Source organism: Zymomonas sp. (assembly GCF_020216885.1).
Taxonomy (GTDB): Bacteria; Pseudomonadota; Alphaproteobacteria; order Sphingomonadales; family Sphingomonadaceae; genus Zymomonas.
The window spans coordinates 1-14,168 of the sequence record NZ_JAIWON010000051.1; the positions used below are offsets into that span (position 1 = coordinate 1).

General features: G+C 46.1%; 12 protein-coding genes and 1 riboswitch. Of the genes, 2 read left to right on the top strand and 10 right to left on the bottom strand.

What is annotated here, in order from left to right; genetic code table 11:
* The 10 genes from LDL18_RS02620 to metE form a co-directional block, all read right to left on the bottom strand.
* The coding region (locus tag LDL18_RS02620; protein ID WP_296506854.1) for a SapC family protein at nt 1-334 on the bottom strand (334 nt) is incomplete at its 3' end.
* A gap of 138 nt (nt 335-472) precedes the next feature.
* On the bottom strand, nt 473-1,918 hold the full coding sequence (locus LDL18_RS02625) for an FAD-binding oxidoreductase (RefSeq protein WP_296506856.1): 1,446 nt from the start codon (nt 1,916-1,918) through the stop codon (nt 473-475).
* Nucleotides 1,919-2,043: 125 nt separating this feature from the next.
* Nucleotides 2,044-2,907, bottom strand: coding sequence for a bestrophin family protein (locus LDL18_RS02630; RefSeq protein WP_296506858.1), 864 nt, complete (start codon nt 2,905-2,907; stop codon nt 2,044-2,046).
* Between the two features lie 123 nt (nt 2,908-3,030).
* Complete coding sequence (folP, locus tag LDL18_RS02635; protein ID WP_296506861.1) at nt 3,031-4,137, bottom strand: dihydropteroate synthase; 1,107 nt, start codon at nt 4,135-4,137, stop codon at nt 3,031-3,033.
* On the bottom strand, nt 4,137-5,285 hold the full coding sequence (locus LDL18_RS02640; protein WP_296506863.1) for a site-specific DNA-methyltransferase: 1,149 nt from the start codon (nt 5,283-5,285) through the stop codon (nt 4,137-4,139). Before LDL18_RS02640 ends, folP begins: the two co-directional genes overlap by 1 nt.
* 169 nt (nt 5,286-5,454) lie before the next feature.
* The gene (locus LDL18_RS02645; protein ID WP_296506864.1) at nt 5,455-6,102 is read right to left on the bottom strand and encodes a ribonuclease HII; all 648 of its coding nucleotides are present in this window, start codon (nt 6,100-6,102) and stop codon (nt 5,455-5,457) included.
* Nucleotides 6,102-6,953: a bifunctional hydroxymethylpyrimidine kinase/phosphomethylpyrimidine kinase gene (gene thiD / locus LDL18_RS02650; RefSeq protein ID WP_296506865.1), complete on the bottom strand. Its 852-nt coding sequence runs from the start codon at nt 6,951-6,953 to the stop codon at nt 6,102-6,104. Before thiD ends, LDL18_RS02645 begins: the two co-directional genes overlap by 1 nt.
* Nucleotides 6,943-8,280, bottom strand: a complete 1,338-nt coding sequence (glmM, locus tag LDL18_RS02655) for a phosphoglucosamine mutase (protein WP_296506866.1) — start codon at nt 8,278-8,280, stop codon at nt 6,943-6,945. The genes thiD and glmM overlap by 11 nt, the downstream gene beginning before the upstream one ends.
* Before the next feature lie 72 nt (nt 8,281-8,352).
* Complete coding sequence (locus LDL18_RS02660; RefSeq protein ID WP_296506867.1) at nt 8,353-9,846, bottom strand: peptide MFS transporter; 1,494 nt, start codon at nt 9,844-9,846, stop codon at nt 8,353-8,355.
* A gap of 261 nt (nt 9,847-10,107) precedes the next feature.
* Complete coding sequence (gene metE / locus LDL18_RS02665; RefSeq protein WP_296506869.1) at nt 10,108-12,387, bottom strand: 5-methyltetrahydropteroyltriglutamate--homocysteine S-methyltransferase; 2,280 nt, start codon at nt 12,385-12,387, stop codon at nt 10,108-10,110.
* A 64-nt stretch (nt 12,388-12,451) separates the two neighbouring features.
* Nucleotides 12,452-12,653: riboswitch (cobalamin riboswitch) on the bottom strand.
* 163 nt (nt 12,654-12,816) lie between these two features.
* Here metE and LDL18_RS02670 point away from each other — a divergent pair.
* Both LDL18_RS02670 and LDL18_RS02675 read left to right on the top strand, forming a co-directional pair.
* Nucleotides 12,817-13,785: an L-threonylcarbamoyladenylate synthase gene (locus LDL18_RS02670; protein ID WP_296506871.1), complete on the top strand. Its 969-nt coding sequence runs from the start codon at nt 12,817-12,819 to the stop codon at nt 13,783-13,785.
* 136 nt (nt 13,786-13,921) lie between these two features.
* Nucleotides 13,922-14,168, top strand: a 247-nt coding sequence (locus tag LDL18_RS02675) for an IS5 family transposase (protein WP_296506872.1), incomplete at its 3' end; no start/stop codon positions are given.

Consider the following 14,168-nt stretch of genomic DNA (forward strand, 5'->3'; position numbering starts at 1 on the left):
CAATCTTGGCCAACATAAAAGGATAACGGCGGATATAGGCCGGTAAATAAATATGACTTTCCCGACAATTGCCTTCTTCATCAAAGAAAACATTGACCCCGTCATTAAGCCCCATCAAAGCCAAAGGCACCGGATTGGGGCCCGATGAAAAAACAATCGGGAAATTGCGTTGAGCCATGCCGAATTCTTCGACAGCTAACGGAATGGCGTGGATTTCCGACATAAAAGGCAGCTTGTCCTGCAAGCGGAAGCGCCAATTTTTATGATCGTGACGGGAAATCGGGAGAAGTTCGTTATAAAGAACCGGCAAAGCGTTAGTCGGCCTTGAAGCCATTCGTTTTCTGCTCCTGTAATGATACAAATATCGGTTAAAGAAGAAAGCTTACAACATATAAAGGATAATGGCTGAAAATTATAAAAATATTTGATCCCATGATAAAGATATATACCGGATGTGACTTTTTATAATGTCTTACTCTGCTTGTTCGACAGGTAATAATTTACCGGGATTCATAATAGATTGCGGATCTATCGCCTTTTTGATCGCCTTCAAGGCCTGTATTTTCGTTTTATTCCCGAAACGCATAAAATCAGCTAATTTTGTTTGCCCAATGCCATGTTCAGCTGAAATCGCCCCCCCATTGGCCATGACTCTTTCATAAACGAAATGAGAAACGGCAATACCTTCATTTTCGACCCAAGCCAGTTGATCGCTGACCTCTTTCGGGGGGCAAACATTAAAATGGACATTGCCATCCCCCAAATGTCCAAAAGCCAAAACCGTAGTTCCAGGGAATTTTTCCTGAATGGCACGGCTTTCCTGCTCAATAAAGGACGGCATTGCGCTAACAGGCACAGAAATATCGTGCTTTACAGCAAAACCTTCTGATCTCTCCGCTAAAGGAATCGTTTCTCGCAAGCGCCACAGCTTTCCGGCTTGGGTTTCATTCTGCGCAATGACGGCTTCTAAAATTTCTTTCTTTTCGGTGGCATCAGCCAGAATATTCACCATCAGGGCTTCTAAATCGAAATCTTCTGAAAAGGCCGTTGCTTCTATTAAAACATACCAAGGATAGGCTTTTTCAGTCGGAATTTCGGTATCGGGAATATGTTTTAGAACCAGTTCGATAAGGCTCGATTCCATCAATTCGAAAACTTCGACCGCCTCCCCGCTTTCTTTTTCCAAATGACGCAACAAAGCCAATGCCGCTGAAGGAGATTCGACACCGACCCAGATCACTATTTTTGAATGCGGTTTGGGAATTAAGCGAAGGCTGGCCGCAGTAATAACGCCCAGACTACCTTCGGCTCCAGCCAGTAACTGACGTAAATCATATCCCTGATTATCTTTTCGTAACGGGCGCAAATTTTCTAACAGAGAGCCATCAGGGAAAACGACCTCTATCCCCAGAACAGAAGCCCGCATTTGACCAAAGCGCAAAACATGAGAACCTCCGGCATTGGTCGAGATTAGACCACCGATAGTCGCCATATCTTTTGAGGCGATATTAAGAGGAAAACGCAGATTATGTTTATCGGCCGCTTCATGGAGTGCGGACAAGATCACGCCAGCCTCAACGGTCGCACAGCTTTCTTCTGGCGAAATAGCGCGGATAGCGTTTAATCTTTTGGTTGATAGCAAAAGAGCCGCTCCATCCTTTGATGGCGTTGCGCCTCCTACCGTCGAACTATTGCCGCCTTGTGGCACCACTGCGACTTTTGCTTCGCTCGCCATTTTCATAATAGCAACAACCTCTTGGGTTGAAGCCGGAGAAAGAAGCGCGGCTGCCTCTCCTTTCAATTTGCCCCGCCAGTCTTCCAAATAAGGCGCCATCACTATCGGATCTTGTGTAAATCCTTTGGAACCCAGCAATGCTTTTAGTTCCTCAAGCAAAGCCTTTTCTGGACGACGGGACATAGCAAATCTCCATGAAATACCCTTTTAAGAGATTCTTATAAGACTCCCTTTCAAAACAGGTAACTTCCATTTTTTCTCGTTATAATTTAACATTATAGTTTAAAAATTTTCTGTAAAATGAAATTTTATTTATCAAATGTCAAGCATTGAAGCTGATCTGTTTCGATCATCTCGGTAATGCTATCAAGTTGTAGGCAATTCGGAGATTGGCGCGAGAAAGGACTCTGTAAATCCCGACCCAGACGATTCAGAATGAAGAGAAGGAAGCCAACAATCGTTGTCGCCAAAGGCGTAGCCAGCCCCAAGGTATCAACCGCACTAATTGGCAAAACGACGCAGAAAAACTCGATAAACAACATCGGAAAGATGGTATATTGATAAGGTAAAGGCGTCGATTTTATCTTTTCCATACCTCCTTGTGCATGAGCAATCGCCGTCATCGTATTTTCAAGCATTTGCAGCTTTATACTGTCGATATTTTCTTTTTCAGCTATTACCGAAATCTGTTTTCCGGTTTCTGCCAAGATAAGATTAGGGACATTATTACCCTCTCTTAACTTTTCGCATTCTTCAGCGGATAAAAATCTTTTAATATCTTCTTTGGGGCTAATATCAAATAATCGGCACCGCAAAGCGTGGATATATGCTATATGACGATAGACTAACTGCTTTTGCTGCTCTCTATCCCGAAAAACCATTAAAACTTCGCGGGAAAAGTTACGGGAGTTATTATTCATCAATCCCCATAATCCGCGCGCATCCCACCAACGTGCATAGGCACTGTTGGTTGAAAAACCGATAAATAAAATAAGCGCAGAACCCAAAACGGTCGTTGGTGCGGTTGGCACCTCCATCCATAAAGGCCATTCGGGATTATAGACATAAAGAGCCGTAACCAGAATATCCCAAGCCAGCAAAATCCAAAGTGAAGCGCCGACATAAGAAAAGACGTCTTTGGTGCGACTGATTCGTCCACGGATAGGGGACACAGATTCTCCTTTAATTTAAAACAATCATAACGCCCTAGGCGCTAAAAAGATGCAGGATTAGGGCATAGAAAGGTAAAATATTTCACCTTTCCAAAAAATTCACCCGATAAAGCAGCGATCTGATTAGTATAAAGCCTGCCAAACAGTCAGCGCTTGCGCCGTATCTCTGACATCGTGGACGCGCAATAACTGGACACCTTGATCGGCCGCATGAAGCGCAATCGCTAAAGATCCACCTAATCTTTCTTGGGGATGGGTATCCCCTGCAAAGGTAATAATCAGTTTTTTACGACTTGCCCCCAGCATCAAAGGACATCCTAAACCGTGGAACAAGGCAATGCCACGGATCAAGGCAAGATTATCCTGAAAACTTTTACCAAAACCGATACCGGGATCAATAATGATCCGGTCACGGCTAATACCAGCCGCTTCCGCAACCTCTATACGCTTTTCAAGCCAGTTATAAACCTCGATCAGAATTTTTTTAGAAGACCCTTCATGAATTGAGCCTTCTTCATGATGCATCAAAATAACCGGATAAGATTTTTCTGCCGCGACAAAAAGAGAATTTTTGTCCCAACTCAAAGCAGATACATCATTAAAAATAGCAGGGGTCTGTTCCCATACAGCAGAAATTACCGAGGATTTTCGGGTGTCAACCGATATCGGGAGAGACGCTTCTTTCAGCTTTTCAATCACCGGCATGACCCGCAATTTTTCTTCTTCTTCTGATACGGCTTCGGCTCCGGGACGGGTGGATTCCCCGCCGATATCAATCAAAGAAGCACCTTGCTCTATCATCGCTTTAGCCATAGCGCAGGCGGCATCGACGTTATTTTGATATAAACCGCCATCTGAAAAACTGTCAGGCGTTATATTTAAAATACCAACAATATGCGTATGATCTAATTTGATCTTACTTTTGCCTAATTGGATAGCAGCCCTTGGCGCAACAATTCTTGAAATGGTTCTATAGGCATCCAACTGCATTTCTGTTGAAAGGCTGTTCAAAAAGCTATTGATATCGGCAACAGAAATCACCCGTTCCTGAACAATTTCACCTTTTGAAACCATAATAACCGTAAAAGCGCCAAACCATTTTAGCCCCCCTGCCAAGCGAAAGGTTGCACCAGAAGGCGCCATGGGTGCATTTACAAAGGCGCTCGGACAAAAATACAGACGGATATCGGTCATTTCGGGTACTGAAACATTCTGATTATAAAAAGACATCAAGGATTCTCGGCAAGGTAGCGTTGTCGTAAGATATCTAACGGCAACAAAGTATTATTTTCTTCAAAATGCCAAAAAATCCAGCCATTACAGGAAACAGCCTGTTGTAATTGGGCGCCCAGCTTATGGATGGATCCTGACCGACCATCGGCCGATTGCAACGCACCATCAACATTGACAACCGCCTTAAAGCGGCGACGGCTATCATATAAAATATGGCCGGGACGGACAAAACCATTTTCCATCAAACACCCAAAGGTAACGCGAGGTTGTTTGCGTTTATTCGATGCTTGCCCCATCAAAGCCTCATCACAGACTTCGGCTTTATCTATTCTGGCTTGGGCAGCTTTAATATAAGTCGGGTCTTGTTCAATCCCGATCCAATGCCGCCGAAGATGACGGGCAATAACGCCCGTGGTTCCCGTGCCAAAAAAAGGATCAAGAATGACATCGTCAGGACGCGATGAAGCCAATATAATCCGATACAGCAAGGCTTCAGGTTTTTGGGTCGGATGTATTTTCTGCCCGTTTTCTCCTTTTAAACGCTCATTTCCCGAACATATCGGTAATAACCAGTCAGACCGCATCTGAAGGTCATCATTAAAGGTTTTCAAAGAGGCATAGTTAAAGACATAGCGGGATTTATCTGATTTTGAAGCCCATATCAGGGTTTCATGAGCGTTGGTAAATCGTCGACCTTTGAAATTGGGCATCGGATTGGATTTGCGCCAGATGATATCGTTTAATATCCAAAAGCCCTGATCCTGTAAGGCGGTGCCTACCCTAAAAATATTGTGATAGCTGCCAATAACCCAAATCGTGCCATCTTCTTTTAAAACGCGATGAGCCTCTTTCAGCCACAAACGGGTGAAATGGTCATAGGCGGCAAAAGTATCGAATTTATCCCACGCGTTATTAACAGCATCAACACGGCTGCCTTCCGGTCTAAACAGTTCACCACTTAATTGAAGATTGTAAGGCGGATCAGCAAAAATAAGATCAACCGAATTATCGGGCAACGTTTTTAAAATTTCGATGCAATTACCAGCCAAAATACTGTTTAACGGTAATGTCGGGCTGTCAGATAACTCTGTATCGCCTCCGATGTCTTCTTCACTCATGCGTGATACACATTCGGCAAGGCGCATAAATACTGATCCTTTCACAGAAACCCGACTTTACTGTGATTCAATGCGACTCTTCGGTCAAGAGGCTTCATTGTAAAAATACAAAAGCGGTTATGGATAATAATTGAAGTGATTATTTTATAACTTCAAAAAACACAGAAAAAGTAACGAAAAAGAGGTCAAAGACATCCTAATCGGCCTTTTCATAAAATTGGCGAATAGGTGAAAAACTCTGGCGATGGAATTTTGTCGGCTTTAATCTTTGAATGGCTTCACGATGTTCCTTTGTGGGATATCCCATATTGTGTTCCCAACCATAGCCGGGATATTCTTGGCTGGCTTTTACCATTATTTCATCCCGTTCGACTTTGGCCACAATAGAGGCCGCCGCAATCGACAAAGAAAGGCTATCCCCTTTGATAATAGGCAATGACGGCCACGGCCAATCGGGAATATCGCGGCCATCCACTAAAATGCAATCAGGTTCCCTACCTATTTTTTGTATCAAGGCCTTTACTGCCCGCTTCATCGCCAAAAGACTGGCTTGCCGGATATTGATTTGGTCAATCTCGTGAACATCCGCCATTGCCGTTGCATAATCAGCCTGATTATGCAGCATGTCGGATAAAAGATGACGACGACGCGCGGTCAGTTTTTTTGAATCATTGATCCCTTCTGGAATATGCTCTCGGTGAAGATAAACCGCTCCGGCCATGACGGGACCCGCGAGAGGGCCTCTACCCACTTCATCAACCCCGAAAACAACGCCTCCAATCCTGTCTTCATAAGACAAATCAGGGAGCATCTTCTTAGACATTTTAGTTGAGCCAGCAACCATCAGTTATTTTCCAGAAACCAGCGGTCAAAAGCACTTATGCCTAAAGTATGACCAATAGGCCCATGCCCTTTACCCAAAGACGGCGCTTTCTCCAAAGCCATTCTGATATATTGGCGCGCCCGAGTAATCGCCTCTTTTAAAGGTAATCCTTGCCCCAATGAGGTCGCAATAGCACTAGAAAGACTACATCCTGTCCCATGGGTATTTTGGGTTGGTATCCGGCTATCTTGCCATGATATGACCTCGCCATCGGGCATCACTAATCTATCGGTCAGGATTTCGCCTTCCCCATGACCGCCTTTTGCCAATATTGGACAGCCATAATGCCGTGCTAATTGCTGCGCCGCCGCTATCAAAGAGACATCAGAAGAACAATCCTGTTTTGTCAAAACTTCTAATTCAGGGATGTTCGGCGTAATCAACTCAGCCCGACACATTAACCGATCAAAGGCTTGAATAGTTTTTTCATCCGCCAAGGCTGATCCACTGGTCGCCACCATTACGGGATCAAGAACGACCGGAATATTAGGTGTTTTTTCGAGATAATCAGCAACCGCCACGGCGACTTCACCGCTTCCAATCATGCCGATTTTGATCGCAGAAACCCCGATATCCGTTACGACTGCGTCTATCTGGGCGATAACCATCTCGGGCGAAACAACGTCAATCGCAAAAACCCCTTGGGTATTCTGCGCGGTTAGAGACGTGATCGCGGTCATGGCATGACCACCCAGCATAGTAATTGACCGAATATCGGCCTGAATCCCTGCCCCGCCGCCGGAATCAGAACCAGCAATGGTCAGGATACGCGCCGGTTGATCGACGCTAATTTCCGGTATTTTAGGCTGCACGACGAACAGTCTCACATATATGGTCAACGATCTGATGCACCAGATCAGGGTCTTCGGCTTCCGCCATGACGCGGATTAAAGGCTCGGTTCCCGATTTACGGATAAGCAACCGTCCCTTGCCCTTAAGGCTTTCTTCTGCCTCGGATATCGCTTCACAGACAGATTCATCTTCAAGGGGTTGTCCGCTGCTATAACGAACATTTTTCAAAAGCTGGGGCAACGGATCAAAAACATGCAGCAATTCGCTGGCCTTTTTATCGCTTTGAACCAAATCAGCCAAAAGCTGCAAAGCGGCAACCAGACCATCCCCCGTCGTTGTGTGATAAGACAAAATAATATGACCGGATTGCTCGCCACCGACAGTATAGCCCCCTGCCCGCATTGCCTCGACAACATGGCGATCGCCCACTTGGGTGCGCAAAAGCTGGATACCCAATTTAGATAAATAGCGTTCCAGTCCCAAATTAGACATAACGGTCGCAACCGTCGTATTTCCTTTTAGCAAATTACGTCTTTGGGCAGAGGTTGCGATCAAAGCCATGATCTGATCGCCATCGACAATCTCGCCTTTTTCATCGACAATGATGACACGGTCGGCGTCACCATCAAGGGCAATACCTAAATCGGCACGCGTTTCCAGCACTTTTTGCTGTAAAGCAGAGGGATCCGTCGAACCGCAATGGTCATTGATATTGAGACCATTGGGCGCAACGCCCAAAGTAATCACCTCAGCACCTAATTCCCATAGAACGGCGGGGGCAACCTGATAGGCCGCGCCATTGGCGCAATCTAAAACCAAACGCAATTTATCCAACCGTAAAGATTCCGGAAAACTCGATTTCACCGCATGGATATAGCGCCCCTGCGCATCGTCAATACGCCGCGCCCGCCCAATATCGGCAGGAGCCGCTAAGATAGGCGGCTGATCAATCGCCTCTTCGATCGCTTTTTCTTCCTCTTCCGATAATTTATAGCCGTTGGGGCCAAAAAGTTTGATGCCATTATCGGAAAAGGGGTTGTGGCTGGCTGAAATCATAACACCGAGATCAGCGCGCATTGATCGGGTTAAAAGGGCTACGCCTGGGGTTGGTAAAGGGCCTACCAGAACAACATCCATCCCGACGCTGGTAAAACCCGCCATCAAGGCGGATTCTACCATATAGCCGGATAATCGGGTATCTTTCCCAATCAGGACACGATGACGATGCAGCCCCCGTTTAAAATAGGCACCGGCGGCCTGCCCTACTCTCATCGCAACATCGGCTGTCATCGGATCCTTGTTCGTGCAACCACGGATACCATCCGTTCCAAAATATTGCCGTGACATGCGCGATTACCGTCCTTTCCGATCAAACTTTAAGACTTACAGCCGCTAGAATGATGAAGAAGTCTTGCAAGACTATGCCTCATTTTCGTGCAACAGCTTTTTCAAAACAGGTGTCAAAACAAATATGCCTCCGCCAAATACAACGGAAAGCCAACCGATAGAAGAATAAACATTCAGAATATTGTGAAATCCATCGCCGCTACCATTACTGGTCATCTTGGCAATCATTCCGGCACCATATTCTCCAAAAGCAGTCGAGAAAAACCACGTTCCAACCATCAAACCAGCCATATGCACAGGCGACAAACGGGTAATAGCCGCTAATCCCACTGGTGACAGGCATAATTCACCAAGGGTATGGAAAAGATAAATCAGGAAGATAAAGAGAACTGGCGTTAATTGATGCATATTCATTTTGGCTCCGGCCACTAGAACCAGAAAACCAAGTCCCAAGCCGACTAGACCCATACCAAATTTAAAAAAAGTAGAAGGCTCTAAATTCCGTTTATTTAACCATGTCCAAAGACCGGCCATCACAGGTGCCAAAAGGATGATATAGATCGAATTAAGAGACTGAAACATCGAGGTTGCAATATCTACACCCGCGATATGACGGTTGGTGTAGCGATCTGTGAACATATTGAGTGAGGATCCGGCTTGTTCAAACAAAGACCAAAAAAGTACAGACCCAATCATTAAAATCATGGCGGCAAAAAGCCGATCACGGGCAATAGACGGCAAACGGATGGCAGAATAAAAGATATAGATAATCAAAAAGATACCGATAATACCCAGCAATTGCCCGACAATCTGATAATAATTCAGCAAAATGGCTGAAAAGACGATAGCGGTGACACTTAGGACATAAATCCAGATTTCTTTTGAAAGGCCGAAAACTTTTTGTGCCAATTTTTCAGGACAGGCAGATTCCCCTCGTCCTTTCAAAAGCGGACGGCAAAAAACAAAAATCAGAAGGCCGATAGCCATGCCAACGCCAGCCATACCGAAACCATAACGCCAGCCGTATTTTTCTCCGACATAGCCACAAATCAATGGGCCCAACGCACCGCCAAGATTGATCCCCATATAAAAAATGGTAAAGGCCGGATCACGTCTCAGATCATTTTTGTCATATAGGCTGCCGACAATCGCTGAAATATTGCCTTTCAAAAATCCGGTTCCGACAATGATAAAAGCCAAGGCGATATAAAAACAAGTGACAGCCAAAGATTGATTGCCGCCATTACCTTCAAAACCCATTAAAAAATGGCCGATGGTAATCAACACCGCGCCATAAAGAACAGCTTTTCGTCCCCCTAAAAGTTTGTCGGCAATAAAACCGCCGATAACCGGCATAATATAGACCAAAGAGGCATAGGCCGCATAAATACTGTAAGATTTACTATCACTGAAAAGAAAATGTTTAGTTAAATAAAATATCAGAAGTGCTCTCATTCCGTAGAATGAAAATCTTTCCCACATTTCAGTGAAAAATAGTAAAAATAGACCGGGCGGATGCCCGATAATTGTTTTTTCTTGGTCTGTCCCGTTTTTTGATAGCAACAAACTGTCCCCCCTTACTGAATAGGCAGTATATACATAAAAAGGCTCAACACAGCCTTTCTGCCTTTTTTCAACCCTGCTTCTTTGGGAACAGAATATTTTCTTTTTTGCAAGGGCGATTTTATCGACCTGCATTATCGATCTTTGGAATCCCTTCCAGAAACCGTCTATTTTTGTCTTTTATTCTCTCACATACAGATAAAAATCAGGCACCGAAGGCGATAAACCCCCGATGCCTGACTGAAAATTTAAAATAATAGGATATTATTTTGCTTTTTCTTCTGCACGCATTTCTTTTGCTGCGGCAACCATCGCTAACAAGGAAGGTTTCACTTCTTCCCAGCGACGCGTTTTCAGACCGCAGTCAGGATTGACCCACAAACGGTCAGCCGGAAGATATTTCCGAGCCAAACGAAGAAGGTTAACCATTTCTTCAACAGACGGGATACGCGGTGAATGGATGTCATAAACACCGGGGCCGATCTGGTTCGGATATTGATAGCTGGCAAAAGCCTGCAACAATTCCATCTGCGAACGAGCTGTCTCGATAGAAAGCGCATCGGCATCCATAGCGGCGATAGAAGGCAGGATGTCGTTAAATTCAGAATAGCACATATGGCTATGAATTTGCGTATCATCCCGAACACCTGAAGCCGTCAGACGGAAGGATTCAACCGCCCAATCCAGATAGGTCTGCCATTCAGCGCGACGCAAAGGCAAACCTTCACGAAGAGCGGCTTCATCAATCTGGATGATTTTTGTGCCTGCGGCTTCCAAATCGACGACTTCGTCACGGATCGCCAAAGCCAACTGGCGGCAGCTGACCGAACGTGGCTGATCATTACGGACGAAAGACCAGTTCAAAATGGTCACAGGGCCCGTCAACATGCCTTTAACAGGCTTTTCGCTCTGCTGCTGCGAGAATGACCACCAATCGACCGTCATCGCTTTCGGACGGGTCACATCACCAAACAGGATCGGCGGACGGACACAACGGGAACCATAGCTTTGCACCCAACCATTATTGGTAAAGGCAAAACCATCCAGCTGTTCACCGAAATATTGAACCATGTCGTTACGTTCAAATTCACCATGAACCAGAACGTCAAGACCGATTTCTTCCTGCCAACGGATGGTAGCCGCGGTCTGTTCACGCAAAAACTGCGTGTAACCGGCATTGTCCAATTCACCACGACGGTTTTTGGCGCGTGCCTGACGGACTTCAGACGTCTGCGGGAAAGAACCAATGGTCGTCGTCGGATAAAGCGGCAGATTGAGCTTTGCCTGCTGCGCTGCGGCACGAACCGGATAAGGGCTCTGGCGCTTGGCCATGTCAGGCGTTACAGCAGCCAGACGTTTGGCGACGGCTTCGTTATGAATACGCGGCGAAGAACGACGGTTTTTAGCGGCTTTAGTGGAGGCCGCCAGTTCTTCAGCCACTTCATTCCGGCCTTTGGTCAAAGCCGTTTTCAGGACAGCCAGTTCTTCCAGCTTTTGCTGAGCAAACGCCAACCACTGCGTGATTTCGGGATCAATCTTCTTTTCAGCTTTCAGATCAACCGGAACATGCAACAAAGAACAAGACGGAGCCAGAACCAGATCACGCTTTTCAGCCAGCGGTTCAATCCAGTCGACAAGAGCATCAAGATCGGCGCGCCAGATATTGCGGCCATCAATGACACCCAAAGACAAAAGCGTGTCTGGACGGACTTTGGTCAACAGCGCATCATAATCATCGCTACCACGGATCAGATCGACGTGGATACCCGCAACCGGCAAAGAGGTTAACAGGTCGATATTTTCAGCGACACGACCAAAATAGGTGGTCAGCATCAAAGACACGCCGGTTTTTGACAGAACGTCATAAGCCTTTTTGAAGGCTGCCCGCTGCTTGTCATTCAGATCAAGAACAAAAGCCGGTTCGTCAATTTGAACCCATTTGGCACCCGCTTTGGCAAGGCTGGTCAAAACTTCGGTGTAAATAGCCAAAACGTCATCGAGATAATCGAACGGATCGACATCGCGACCTTTCGCAAGGCTCAACCATGTAACGGGGCCCAAAACAACCGGACGGGTTTCGACACCAGCGGCTTTGGCTTCGTTATAAAGATCCAAAGCCTTGGTCGAAGCTAGGCTGAATTTCTGACCTTTGACTAATTCAGGCACCATATAGTGATAATTGGTGTCGAACCATTTGGTCATTTCCATAGCGGTGACGCTATTTTCAGCAGAAGTCGTGCCGCGAGCCATGGCGAAATAGGTAGCCAGATCGACTTTTCCACCCTTAAAACCATAGCGTTCCGGCACAGCGCCCAACATCACCGTGGTATCAAGAACGTGATCGTAAAAGGAGAAGTCATTGCTTGGAATATAGTCAATTCCAAGATTTTTCTGCTTCAGCCAGGTTTCGCGACGCAGGGAAGCCGCTGTTTCTTTCAGCTCAGCTTCGCTGCTACGGCCACCCCAGAAACTTTCAAGTGCGAATTTCAATTCGCGATTCGGGCCAATTCTTGGGAAACCCAAATTAGCAATGGTAACGCTCATTTTTCTCTTCAACCCCGAAAAGAAATCAGTTTCAAAAGCCTGTTTCCAGCTTTCAAAACCGATAGTGGATGACTTGGTTTAAGGCAGGTCTCCTGACTTGACGGGTCACCGCGTCCGATCAGCCTTCCCGATAATCATATCAGTGGCATTTTGATCTTTGCTCGCCGTTTACAGTTGCGGGGGCAGCACTGGCTTTGAAAATTCTTTCGCACCAGTTTCCCTCTTAGCTTTGCCAATGACAAAGAACCTTAATCCTTCCTCATTGCTCTCCGATCGAGAGGCAAAGGTCAAGATAAATATAAAGATGTGTTTATATGTTTATTTTTTAATTACATAAAAATAACGCTTGGCAGGATAAAAAAGAAAAGATTTTTACCCCGTAAATAGGGAAAACTTGCAGAAGTGACAGACAAAGGATAGCCGAAAGCGATGAACGCGTTTTTTTCTCCGAATGAAACAATAATCCTGCCCTGTGACTCAAAAGGCATCGAAAAAGCGGTGCAACTGATTCGGGCAGGCTATCCTGTGGGTCTTCCCACGGAAACGGTTTATGGCCTGGCCGCTGATGCGTTTTCAGGCGAAGCCGTCGCCCGTATTTATCAGGCCAAGGGACGGCCTTCTTTTAATCCGCTAATCGTTCATATTGCCCATATCGAGCAAGCGGCAGAAATCGTCGAATTTAACGACGAAGCCTTGTCTTTGGCACAAAAATTCTGGCCTGGGGCATTAACGATGGTTCTGCCTTTAAAAAAAGATACAAAAATTGCCTCTATTGTGACAGCTGGACTTGATACCGTTGCTATCAGAATGCCTTCTCATCCAGTAATGCGCCAAGTAATAAAAGCCTTTGGTCATCCTTTGGCAGCGCCTTCTGCCAATAAAAGCGGTGCTATCAGCCCAACCACAGCCCATCATGTCCAAGAATCGCTTAATGGAAAGATTGCAGCGGTGCTTGATGGAGGTATCGCTGACAAAGGACTCGAATCCACTATTATTTATGTCGGAGCGGATGAGATAAAATTGCTGCGTCCGGGGCCCATCACTAGTGAACAACTGGCTCAATCGACCCACCTCCCTATTACCGAATATAAGGCCGATGGCCAAAATCCGGTCGCACCGGGGCAGTTAATCAGCCATTACGCCCCCAGTCAGCCAGTGCGGTTAAATGTATCTCAAAAAGAGGCGGATGAATGGCTTATTGGCTTTGGAAATATTGCCGGCGACGACAATCTTTCTCTCTCTGGTGATTTGACCGAGGCGGCAGGCAATTTATTCTCTGCGCTGCATCGCGGCGAAAAAAGCGCTTACCCCCGTATTGCGATTGCGCCCATTCCTTTAGAGGGCATCGGAAAGGCCATCAATGACCGTCTGGGGCGCGCTGCTGCACCACGAGATTAACAAAAAGCTGGGTTTGCTCTTGCAGAAATAATCTGAAAATATTTATCAAGATCTAAAGACTAGGTTCTGTTGACAAAGGGTATAATTTAAGATTTTCAGGGATAAATTGAGAACAAGTTTTTGTAAGGCAGACTAGATGCGTGGAGATCTGACGGACGCGGAGTGGGAGATAATAGAGGGTCTTCTTCCAAGCGAACGAGGCCGCAGCGCGCGTCCCGCAAAAAGTAATCGGTTGTTTCTCAACGGAATGCTTTATGTGCTTCGAACAGGCTGCCCGTGGCGAGACATGCCTGAACGCTATGGGAAATGGAATTCGGTTTATGTTCGGTTTCGTAGGTGGGCGGAACAGGGTGTGTGGGACGCTCTTCTTGAAACCCTCGTTG

What these genes read in the sequence shown, in the direction of transcription:
- LDL18_RS02625 (WP_296506856.1), bottom strand. Translation starts at nt 1,918, where the DNA reads ATGTCCCGTCGTCCAGAAAAGGCTTTGCTTGAGGAACTAAAAGCATTG.
- folP (WP_296506861.1), bottom strand. Translation starts at nt 4,137, where the DNA reads ATGTCTTTTTATAATCAGAATGTTTCAGTACCCGAAATGACCGATATC.
- LDL18_RS02640 (WP_296506863.1), bottom strand. Translation starts at nt 5,285, where the DNA reads ATGCGCCTTGCCGAATGTGTATCACGCATGAGTGAAGAAGACATCGGA.
- LDL18_RS02645 (WP_296506864.1), bottom strand. Translation starts at nt 6,102, where the DNA reads ATGGTTGCTGGCTCAACTAAAATGTCTAAGAAGATGCTCCCTGATTTG.
- glmM (WP_296506866.1), bottom strand. Translation starts at nt 8,280, where the DNA reads ATGTCACGGCAATATTTTGGAACGGATGGTATCCGTGGTTGCACGAAC.
- metE (WP_296506869.1), bottom strand. Translation starts at nt 12,387, where the DNA reads ATGAGCGTTACCATTGCTAATTTGGGTTTCCCAAGAATTGGCCCGAAT.
- LDL18_RS02670 (WP_296506871.1), top strand. Translation starts at nt 12,817, where the DNA reads ATGAACGCGTTTTTTTCTCCGAATGAAACAATAATCCTGCCCTGTGAC.